Origin of the sequence: Labedaea rhizosphaerae (assembly GCF_004362825.1) — a bacterium.
Taxonomy (GTDB): domain Bacteria; phylum Actinomycetota; class Actinomycetes; order Mycobacteriales; family Pseudonocardiaceae; genus Labedaea; species Labedaea rhizosphaerae.
The window spans coordinates 227,662-236,962 of the sequence record NZ_SNXZ01000007.1 but is presented as its reverse complement, the minus strand read 5'-3'; the positions used below and the strand labels follow the sequence as shown (position 1 = coordinate 236,962).

At 74.1% G+C, this 9,301-nt stretch carries 1 pseudogene; it reads right to left on the bottom strand.

The window, feature by feature from the left end:
* Window positions 1-28 precede the first annotated feature (28 nt).
* Window positions 29-9,271: pseudogene (locus EV186_RS31935) on the bottom strand (type I polyketide synthase); the annotation flags it as partial.
* Between the last annotated feature and the right edge of the window lie 30 nt (window positions 9,272-9,301).

Below are 9,301 nucleotides of genomic sequence, written 5' to 3'. Positions count from 1 at the left end.
CGTGTCCTTCTCGCTCGTTCGCACCGGGTCACTTGACCCCGAGGTCCCGGTCCACCAGGTCGAAAAGCTCGTCGTTGGAGGCATTACCCAGCTGCGCCAGCAAGCCGGCGTCCGCGGCGGGCTTGCGTTGCTTGGCCAGCAGCGACTCCAGCCGCAGCACCACCCGGACCCGGGCGATGTCGTCGTCGGCACGCGCGGCCAGCGCGGCTTCGAGCCGGTCCAGCTCGTCGAGGCCCGGCAGGTCGTCCTCGACCTGCCGCGGCGCGAGCTTGACCAGCAGGTACCGAGCCAGCGCCACCGGCGTCGGCCGGTCGAACACCACCGTCACCGGCAGTTCCAGCCCAGTCGCGGACGCCAGCCGGTTGCGCAGCTCGACGGCGGTCAGCGAGTCGAAGCCGAAGTCGCGGAACGCCTTGTCCACCGGCACTTCGGCGATGCTGTCGTGGCGGAGCACCACGGCGGCGTGGGTGCGCACCAGCTCGACCACGGCCCGCTCGCGTTCCACATCGGACAGTCCGGCGATCGACGCGCCGAAGTCACCGGAGTCGGCCGACTCGGCCTCGACCGGTGTGGCGGCGAGCACCCGCGCGACCTCGGGCAGGTCAGCGAGCAACGGGCTCGGCCGCATCACCGTGAAGGCGGGCGCGAACCGGGCCCAGTCGACCTCGGCGGCCGCGACGAACGCGTCATCGTGGTCGAGGGCCTGCTGCAGGGCGAGCATGGCGGGTTCGGGTTTGATCAACGGGACGCCGCGGCGCAGCATCGGCTCGACCTCGGTGGCCGCGACCATGCCGCCTCCGTCCCACGGTCCCCACGCCACGGAGAGCGCGGGCACGCCGTCGGCCCGCCGCCGCTGAGCGAGGGCGTCGAGGTAGGCGTTGCCGACGGCGTACCCACCGTGCCGGCCGACGCCCCACACCCCGGCGATGGAGGAGAAGTACACGACGGCGTCGAGGCGGGCCGGGTCGAGGAGTTCGTCCAGGTGCCGGGCGCCGGCGATCTTGGCCGCGACGAGGTCGGCCAGGTCCGCGATCACGGTGTGCTCCAGGCGTTCCAGCGTGCTGGCGCCCGCGGTGTGCAGGACGGCGTTCACCTGCACGCCCGCCTCGGCGAGGTCGGCCAGCAGCGCGACCACATCGTCGCGGTCGGCGACGTCGCACGCGGCGATGGTGACCTTGGCGCCCAGCGCGGTCAGCTCGGCGCTCAGCGCGTCGGCGTCGGGGGCGTGCGGTCCACGCCTGCTCACCAGGACCAGGTGCTCGGCGCCGTTGCCCGCCAGCCAACGGGCCACGTGGCCGCCGATCGCGCCGGTGCCGCCGGTGATCAGGGCAGTGCCACGCGGCTTCCAGTCCCGCACGGGACCGGGGCCGGTGGCGCGGACGAGCCGGCGCGCGAAGACCCCGGACGGGCGCACCGCCAGCTGGTCCTCGCCGTCGGTGCGGGCGAGCACGGCCGCGAACCTGGCAGCGGCGCGTTCGTCCACCTCCTGCGGCAGGTCGACGAGGCCACCCCAGTGCCGGGGGTGTTCCAGCGCGGCGACCCGGCCCAAACCCCAGACCTGGGCCTGTTCGGGACTGTCGGGCATGTCGTCGGTCGCGCCGACCGCGCCCTGGGTGACGCACCAGAGCGGCGCGTCCGGGTCGGCTTCGAGCACCGCGTGCAGCGCCGACAGCGTCGCGGTGACGCCGACCGGCAGCACGTCGTGCTCCGGGTGCGGCGTGATGTCCAGGGCCAGCAACGAGACGATGCCCGTCCACTCGCCCGGCAAACGGTCGGCGATCTCGGCCGCAGCGGTGGGCTCGACGACGGCCGTCTCGACGGTGGCGAGCCGGTCGCGCATGGCGTCGGCGCACAGCTCCGCGACCCGCGCCGAGTTCGGCGGGGTGAGCAGCAGCCAGCGACCGGGCAGCACCGGCGCGACCGGTTCGGGGACCGCGCGCCAGCCGACCATGTACCGCCAAGAGTCCACAGTGGATCGATCGGTCACCTTCCGGCGCCACGCCGACAACGCGGGCAGCACCGGCTCGAGGTCGGCGCGGGGCACGTCGAGGGTGTCGGCGAGCGACTCGGTGTCCCCGGCCGCGACGGCCGACCAGAACCGGCCCTCCGACGCCGACGCGGCGGTCGGCAGGAGCTCGGTCAGCGCGGTGAGGTCGTAGGGTTTGGGCCAGAACCGCTTGCGCTGGAACGCGTACGTGGGCAGGTCCACCCGGCGGGCGCCGGGCAACGCCACCGCCCAGTCCACGGCGAGGCCGCGCACGTGCGCCTCGGCGAGGCTGGTGAGCAGCCGGCGCACACCGGCGTCGTCGCGGCGCAGCGTGCCGATCACCTCGGCGCTCGCGCTGGTCTCCTGGATGGCCGAGGTGAGCACCGGGTGCGGGCTGACCTCGACGAACACCCGGTGCCCCTGGCCCAGCAGCGCGTCGGTGGCCTGGTCGAAGCGGACCGTGCGGCGCAGGTTGGTGTACCAGTACTCGGCGTCCAGGCCGGTGGTGTCCATGGGCGCACCGGTGACGGCGGAGTAGAACGGGATCGCCGACGGCCGGGGCGTGATGGCGGCGAGCGCGTGGCGCAGCCGGTCGTGGATCGCCTCGACCTGGCGCGAGTGCGACGCGTAGTCCACCGGGAGGTGCTTGGCGCGCACGCCTTCCGCGGTCATGGTGCGCACCAGGTCGTCGAGCGCCTCGGGGGTGCCGGACACGACGACCGAGCCGGGCCCGTTCACCGCCGCCAGGTCCAGCGCGCCGTCCCAGTCCTCGATGCGGTCGCGGACCAGCTCCAGCGCGAGGGCCACCGACACCATGCCGCCCTTGCCGGACAGTTCCTCGGCGATCGCCTGGCTGCGCAACGCGACCACGGCGGCGGCGTCGGCCAGCGACAGCGCACCGCAGACCACCGCGGCGGCGAGCTCACCCTGGCTGTGCCCGACGACAGCCGCCGGCTCGACGCCGTAGGTCCGCCACACCGCGGCGAGCGACACCATCACGGCGAACAGCAGCGGCTGCACCACGTCCACGCGGTCGAACAGCTCGCCGGGCTCACGCAGCGCCTCGACCAGCGAGAAGTCGACGTACGGGGCCAAGGCGTGCGCGCACGCCTGGAACTCGGAGCGGAACACCGGCGACGCGTCGAGCAGGTCGACCGCCATCCCGGGCCATTGCGAACCTTGGCCGGGGAAGACGAACACCGGCTTGGCAGCGCTTCCCGATCCCGTCACCACCGCCGCGGACGGCTTGCCGGTGGCGAGGGCGGCGAGCCCGTCGAGCAGTTCGTCCCGGTCACCGACCACCACCGCACGGCGCTCCAGCGTGGCGCGGGTGGTCGCGAGCGAGAACCCGGCATCGGCCGGGTTCACCGCGCCGTCGCTCAGGTGCGCGCGCAACCGCGCGGCCTGCGCCCGCAGCGCTTGGTCGTCGTGCGCCGACAGCACCAGCGGCACCGGTCCATCCACAGTGGAACGCTCGGGCGACGCGACCGGCTCGGGTTCCTCGATGATCACGTGGGCGTTGGTGCCGCTGGCACCGAACGACGACACGCCCGCCCGGCGCGGTTCGCTCCCCCGCCGCCACGGCACGGCGTCGGTGAGCAAGGCGACCTCGCCCGCGGTCCAGTCGACGTGCGTGCTGGGCCGATCCACGTGCAAGGTCTTCGGCAGCAGTTCGTGGCGCAGGGCCAGGATCATCTTCATCACGCCGGCGACGCCCGCGGCGGCCTGGGTGTGGCCGAGGTTGGACTTGACGGCGCCGAGCCACAGCGGCCGGTCGCGGTCCTGGCCGTAGGTCGCGAGCAGCGCCTGCGCCTCGATGGGGTCGCCCAGCGTGGTGCCGGTGCCGTGCGCCTCGACGACGTCCACATCGGACGGTCGAAGACCGGCGGAGGCCAGCGCCTGGCGGATCACGGCCTGCTGCGACGGACCGTTCGGCGCGGTCAGGCCGTTGGACGCGCCGTCGGAGTTGATCGCCGAACCGCGCAGCACGGCGAGCACGTCGTGGCCGTTGCGGCGGGCGTCGGCCAGCCGTTCCACGAGCAGGATGCCCGCGCCCTCGCCCCAGCCGGTGCCGTCGGCGGCATCGGCGAACGCCTTGCAGCGGCCGTCCTCGCTGAGCCCGGACAACGTGCTGAACTCGACGAACGGGCCGGGGGTCGACATCACGGTGACGCCGCCGGCGAGCGCGAGCGTGCACTCCCCCGCCCGCAACGCCTGGGCGGCGAGGTGCAGCGCGACCAGGGACGAGGAGCACGCCGTGTCGACCGTGACCGTCGGCCCCTCCAGCCCGAAGGTGTAGGCGAGCCGGCCGGACACGATGCTGGCGGTGGTGCCGCCGACCAGCTGTCCCTCGGTGTCCTCGGCGGAGGACAGCAGGACGTAGCTGTAGTCCTGGGCGTTGCTGCCGACGAACACTCCGGTCCGGCTGCCGGCCACCGACGTCGGGTCGATGCCGGCGCGCTCGAACGCCTCCCAGGTCGTCTCCAGCAGCAGCCGTTGCTGCGGGTCCATGGTGACGGCCTCGCGCGGGCTGATGCCGAAGAACGCGGCGTCGAACTCGGCGGCGTCGTGCAGGAACCCGCCCGCGCGGACGTAGGAGGTACCGCGTTCGCGGCCGAACAACTCCTCGAGGTTCCAGCCGCGGTCGGCCGGGAACGGGGCGAGCGCCTCGCCGCCGTCGGCGAGCAGCCGCCACAGCTGGTCGGGGTCGGCGATGCCGCCCGGGAACCGGCACGCCATGCCGATGACGGCGATCTCGTCGCCCCCGGCCTGGTCCGCCTCGTCGGCGACCGGTACCGGCACGGCCTCGCCGTCGAGGTCCAGCGCGGCGAGCAGGTGCGCGGCCAGGGTGACCGGCTTCGGGTAGTCGAACGCGAGGCTGGCGGGCAACCGCAGGCCGGTCGCGGCGCCGAGCCGGTCGCGCACCTCGATCGCGGTGAGCGAGTCGACGCCGAGGTCCTGGAAGGACAGCTGTGGGGAAACGTCGTCGGCCGAGGCGTGCCCGAGCACGGCGGCGACCTCCGTGCGCACGACATCCAGCAGGACGTCGGCCCGGTCGGCGGCGGGCAGCCCCACCAAGCGCGCGGTGAGCTGGGTCCGAACGTCGCCCAGGGCGGCGTCGGTCTGGGTCGCGTCCAGCACGGCGGCGGCCTCGGGCAGGCTCGCGATCAGCGGGCTGCGCCGCGCGGTGCAGAAGATCGGCGCGAAGGTGGCCCAGTCCACAACGGACACGACCAGGTTCGTCTCGTCCCGGTCCAGCGCCTGGCCGAGGGCGGTGAGCCCGAGGTCGGGGCGCATCGGCGCGAGGCCCCACTTGGCGATGTGCTCGGCGGTCTCGCCTGCCGCCATGCCGGCTCCGGCCCACGGCCCCCACGCGACGGCGGTGGCGCTGCGGCCCCGGGCCCGGCGCTGCTCGGCGAGCGCGTCGAGGAAGGTGTTGGCCGCGCCGTACGCGGCCGCGTTGCCGCTGCCCCAGATGCCACCGATGGAGGAGAACAGCACGAACGTCTCGACGTCGGGCAGCAGCGCGTCCAGGTTGAGCGCGCCACCGACCTTGGCCCGCAGCACGTCGGCGAACTCGGCCATGCCGGTCTCGTTGAGCGGCACGGACTCGGCGACGCCCGCGGTGTGCATCACGGCCGTCACCGGGTGCTCGCCCAGCACGCGGGCCAGCGCTCCGCGGTCGGCGACGTCGCAGGCGACGACCGTCGCGGTGACCCCTAGCTCGGCCAGTTCGGCCACCAGTTCCGCCGCCCCGGTCGCGGTGGGGCCGGACCGGCTGGTGATCACCAGTTCCGTCGCGCCCCGCCCGGCCAGCCAGCGGGCCACGCGGGCGCCGAGCGCGCCGGTGCCACCCGTGATCAGGACGGCGCCGGACGGTCGCCAGCGCTCGGCGGGCTCGGCGCCGGCCAGCGGTGCCCGGACGAGCCTGCGCCCGAAGACGCCCGTGTCGCGCACGGCCACCTGGTCCTCGCCGTGGCCACCGGCGAGCACCGCGACCAGCGCCTCGGCGGCACCGTCAGACAATTGCTCCGGCAGGTCGACAAGGCCACCCCAGCGCGCCGGGAACTCCAGCGCGGCGACCCGGCCGTAGCCCCAGAGTTGCGCGAGCATCGGGTTCGGCGCGTGGTCGGCACGGCTCGCGGTGACGGCGCCCTGAGTGCAGGTCCACAGTGGAGCGTGGATCCGGGCGTCGCCGAGGGCCTGCAGCAGGAGCACGTTCGTGACCAGGCCGACAGGCATCGGGGCGTGTTCGGCGTGCGGCTCGTCCTGGGTGCCGAGCAGCGACAGCACTCCGTCGACGCCACCGGCTTCGGTGACGGTGTCGAGGATGGTGCCCGCGAGGTCCCAGCGGTCGGTCTCGGTCACGCGCAGCTCGACGACCTGCGCACCGTGGGCACGCAGCGCTTCGACCACCGGATCGGTCCGGTCGCCGGGCAGCACGGGAGGCAGCACGGCCAGCCAGGTGCCAAGCGTCGCAGGCGCCGGCAGGCTCGCCAGCGGCTGCCACTGCACGCGATACCGCCACGAGTCCACGGTGGACAGTTCCCGGCGTCCCTTGCGCCACGACGACAACGCCGGCAGCACGGTGCTCAGGCCGTTGCCCGCATCGAGCCCCAGGGTGGCAGCAAGCGCGTCGACGTCGGCCGTCTCGACCGCCGACCAGAACCGGTTCTCGGCTGGGTCGGCGCTGCCGCCTGAGCCGACGCCCGAGCCCGCGGCGCGCCCGGTGAGCCAGTAGCGGTCGCCCTCGAACGGATAGGTGGGCAGCTCGACGCGCCGCCCGCCCCAGGTGTCGAAGACCGCCGTCCAGTCGGCGCGCACCCCGGAGACGTACGCGGCCGCCAGTCCCCCGAGGAGGGCACGCGGCTCGTCGCGGTCGCGGCGCAGCAACGGAATCGCGTGCTCGACGTGTGCGCAGAGCGCGCCCTCCGGACCGAGTTCGAGGAAGGTGCTCCCGCCGTCGGCGCGCACCCGCGCGATGGCGTCGGCGAAGCGGACGGTGTCACGGACCTGCCGGACCCAGTGGTCCGGGTCGATCACGTCGCCGGTCGTGACGAGCTGGATGTGCGGCTGGTGGTAGGTGAGCGTGCGCGCGACCGCGGCGAACTCGTCGAGCATCGGCTCCATGAGCCGGGAATGGAACGCGTGCGAGACCGTCAACCGCTTGTGCCGCCGGTCCTGCCACCGCTCTTCCAGCGCCGCGATCTCGGCCTCGGTACCGGACACCACCAACGACGTCGGGCTGTTGACCGCCGCGATGTCGATCCCCGCCGGGACCTCGTCCTCGGTCGCCTCGACGGCCAGCATCGCTCCACCGGACGGCAACGCCTGCATCAACTTTCCACGCGCCGCCACCAAGGCGCACGCGTCGTCCAACGACAACACCCCCGCCACGTGGGCGGCGGCCAGTTCGCCGATCGAGTGGCCGACCAGGTAGTCGGGCGTGACGCCCCACGCCTCGAGCAACCGGAACAACGCCACCTCGAACGCGAACAGCGCCGCCTGGGCGTGCTGCGTCTGGTTCAGCCGGTCCTGGTCGTCCCAGGGAATGTCCTCGAACCGGCCGCACACCTCGTCGAACGCGGCCGCGAACACCGGGAACACCGCCGCCAGCTCGCGCCCCATGCCGGCCCGCTGCGCGCCCTGACCGCTGAACAGGAAGGCCAGCCGCCCGTCGCCGGCCACACCGCGCACCTGACCGCGTCCCGCGGCGACCTCGCGCAGGCCGCGCTGCAGCTCCGCCCGGTCGCCGGCGAACACGGCGGCGCGGTGCGCGAGCGCCGCACGGCCCGTGGCCAGCGAACGGGCGACGTCGAGTGGCTCGGCCCGCTGGTGGGTGTCCAAGTAGGACAGCAGACGCTCGGCTTGCGCGCGCAGCGCGTCGGCGGTACGGCCGGACACCAGGCACGGCACGGCACCCGGCTGTGTGGCCGTGCGCTCGGCCGGTGCCGTCGCGGGCGCCTGCTCGATGATCGCGTGGGCGTTCGTGCCGCTCATGCCGAACGACGACACCCCGGCCCGGCGGGGGCGTCCGGTGTCCGGCCAGGTCTGGGTCTCGGTCAGCAACCGCACCGCACCCGAGTCCCAGTCGATGTGCGTCGACGGCTCGTCGGCGTGCAGGGTCGGCGGCAGCAGCCCGCGCCGCAGCGCGAGGACGAGCTTGATCACCCCGGCGACCCCGGCGGCCGCCTGGGTGTGGCCGATGTTGGACTTCACCGAACCCAGCCACAGCGGATCGCCCACCCGGTCCTGGCCGTAGGTGGCGAGCAACGCCTGCGCCTCGATCGGGTCGCCCAGCCTCGTGCCGGTGCCATGGGCCTCGACAGCGTCCACATCGGACGCTGTGAGACCGGCGTTGATCAGGGCCTGCTCGATGACCGCGCGCTGGGACGGGCCGTTGGGCGCGGTCAGGCCGTTGGACGCGCCGTCCGAGTTGACCGCCGACCCGCGGATCACGGCCAGCACCTCGCGACCGTCGCGCAGGGCGTCGGTCAGGGGCATCAGCAGCAGGACGCCCACGCCCTCACCCCAGCCGGTGCCGTCGGCGGCGTCGGCGAACGCCTTGCACCGGCCGTCGGCCGCGAGCCCGCCCTGCCGGCCGAACTCGGCGAACAGGCTGAGCCCGGCCATCACCGACACGCCACCGGCGAGCGCCATCGTGCACTCCCCCGCGCGCAACGACTGGCAGGCCAGGTGGATCGCCACGAGCGAGGACGAGCACGCCGTGTCGACGGTGAGCGCGGGGCCCTTGAGGCCGAAGGTGTAGGCGACCCGGCCGGAGACGACGCTCGCCGCACTGCCGGTGAGCAGGTGCCCTTCGGCGCTGTCCGGCAGGTCGGCGTCGACCGCGTAGTTCGAGTTGCCTGCCCCGAGGAACACACCGGTCTTGCTGCCGCGCAACGACAACGGGTCGAGGCCAGCGCCTTCGAAGGCCGCCCAGGACGACTCGAGCACCAGCCGCTGCTGCGGGTCCATGGTGAGCGCCTCGCGCGGGCTGATGCCGAACACCGCGGCGTCGAACCGGTCGGCGTCGGCGACGAACCCGCCGCGCAGACCCATGGCCTCCCCAGAGGCGACGTCCCAGCCGCGTCCCTCGGGCAGGCCCGTGATCGCGTCGGTGCTGCCGGCCACCAGCTGCCACAGCTCGTCCGGGGTGCGCACGCCGCCGGGGTAACGGCAGCTCATCGCCACGATCGCGATCGGCTCGGTGGCCGGTCCCCCGTCCAGCCGGCGTCGCGCCTCGTCGAGCTGCCGCCGGGTCCCGGCCAGGTCGGCCGTGACCTTCTTGAGGTACTGCAGCAACTTCGCTTC